Annotated in this window: 1 protein-coding gene; it reads left to right on the forward strand. The window is 40.2% G+C overall.

Annotated elements, in window-relative coordinates; genetic code table 11:
• The first annotated feature begins 53 nt into the window (after positions 1-53).
• Positions 54-1,520, forward strand: a complete 1,467-nt coding sequence (locus tag JCM21738_RS21770) for a PAS domain S-box protein (protein ID WP_243463125.1) — start codon at positions 54-56, stop codon at positions 1,518-1,520.
• Positions 1,521-1,681 lie beyond the last annotated feature (161 nt).

The raw sequence follows: 1,681 nt of genomic DNA on the forward strand, positions 1-1,681 counted from the left end.
GGTTTCATGTAGAAATTACTAGAAAAATGGGAATCCGGCAAGGAGGCTTTCTGGTGAGTAGTGCTAACATGGCAGATGAAATTAAGGTACTGAAAGAAAAAATAGCCGCTTTAGAACGAGAAAATTCCTCTTTAATAGAGTGGAAGAAAAAGCTTCAGGTGGCAGCCACTGACTGTTCTGTTCAAATGGTCCCAACTGAAGGTCCAGAATCAAGTTTTGATGAAAGATTTATTGAACACGAGGGTTTGTTAAAAAGCTTATTCCTCGAAACCTTGGATGGGATTGTGTTTTGGGGAAAGTGTGGACAAATCCTTGCTGCTAACGAAGCAACCTGCAAGATTTTCGGACTCCCTCATGAAGAGTTGGTTAAGCATAAAATTTCGGACTTCATTTATCAAAAAGATGAGAAATATAGCGAGATGAAACAAATTATCAATGAAAAAGGTGCGCTGCGCGATGAAGCATTTTTTCTGCTGCCAAATGGAGAAACGAGACTGCTGGAATTTACTGTTAAGCTCAATGCAGGTGACGGCTATCATATGACTATTGTTCGGGACGCAAGTGAGCGTTACCATATGGAACAAAAGCTTCGGAAAAGCGAAAAGCGATTCAGGAGAATTTTTGAGGGATCTATTGAGGGTATGATTCTTTGGGATGATAATTGCCAACACTATGAAATCAACCCCTCGGCAATGGCAAAACTGGAATTGAAGCCGGAAGATTTGGAGGGGAAAAACTTTCGGAAGCTTTTCATGAATCTTGGGCTCTCTGAAGAATTAATCGATGAAAAGGTGCAAGCGCTGCTTCGTAAAGGGAGACTCGATGGAAGAGTTACAATTCCGTTTGAAGACGGCAGGCTGAAGCACTTTGAATACACTGTCAAACGTCAATTGGTTGATAGCTTGAATCTTATTGTTTTCCGGAATATCACTGAAAAAATAGAGATGGAAGCCCAGCTGCTTAAATCAGATACCCTTAATATGCTTGGGGAGCTGGCAGCGGGTATTGCCCATGAAATCCGTAACCCAATGACTGCGCTAAAAGGATTCATCCAGCTTCTCGAAAATAGTACAGGTGATTCGTTTTCGTTATATTTCCAGGTCATCAAGACTGAACTTCAAAGAATCGACTCGATCATTAACGAGTTCTTGATTTTGGCAAAACCGAAGTCAATCAAATATGAGAATACCAATATTTCAAAAATAATGGATGAGACGGTGTCCCTTCTTACAGCGCAGGCTATGCTACATGATGTGCAGATTAAAACTTTATATGACGATGATTTGCCAGAATTCCTTTGTGAACCTAATCAACTAAAGAAGGTTTTTATCAATATAATAAAAAACGCGATAGAAGTTATGCCTAAAGGCGGCTTAGTCAGTGTGACGGTCAGTAAGGCACCAGGAAACAGGATACATATATGCATCCAGGATGAAGGAGAAGGAATTCCCGCTGAAAAGATCAAAAAGCTTGGAGAGCCTTTTTACACAACCAAGGAAAGAGGAACAGGCCTAGGTTGATGGTTAGCTTCAAAATCATTGAAGAACATGGTGGCACAATCGAAATTGAGAGCAAAGTCGGGGATGGAACGCTTTTCCATATTTATTTGCCAATAACCAGAGAAATGTCTGATTAAATTCAATCAGGCGTTTTTTTTATTGGTTAGGAAACTATAAAATTC

Origin of the sequence: Mesobacillus boroniphilus JCM 21738 (assembly GCF_000517385.1) — a bacterium.
Classification (GTDB): domain Bacteria; phylum Bacillota; class Bacilli; order Bacillales; family Cytobacillaceae; genus Mesobacillus; species Mesobacillus boroniphilus.